The sequence below is a fragment of the Vibrio sp. 10N.222.49.C9 genome, from assembly GCF_041474985.1.
GTDB classification, from domain to species: domain Bacteria; phylum Pseudomonadota; class Gammaproteobacteria; order Enterobacterales; family Vibrionaceae; genus Vibrio; species Vibrio crassostreae_C.
Genome location: NZ_JBFRVD010000645.1, coordinates 1 through 272, shown reverse-complemented (window position 1 = coordinate 272; position 272 = coordinate 1). Strand labels below are relative to the sequence as shown.

At 46.3% G+C, this 272-nt stretch carries 1 protein-coding gene; it reads left to right on the top strand.

The window, feature by feature from the left end:
• Positions 1–272: EamA family transporter (locus tag AB4585_RS24865; protein WP_372171421.1), on the top strand; the 272-nt coding region annotated here is incomplete at both ends.

The following is a 272-nucleotide window of genomic DNA, read 5'->3' as shown; positions in this document are numbered from 1 at the left end:
GGGTGGCATCATTGCTAAGCCCGTAATGCAAACCAGTATTGACCCTGTTGCGGCCTCTGCTATTCGCATGATTACCGCGTTTGCGGCTCACTCATTGTTTTTGTTTAGTGGTGCAAAGATTGCAAAAGCTAAACAGGCTATCAATCTAAAGATACTTGCGATCACTGCACTAAACGGCTTCTTGGCTATGGCTGTAGGTATGACATTGATACTTTACGCATTACAAGAAGGCAACGTGGGTATGGTAGCCCTGCTCTCTTCCACAACCCCAA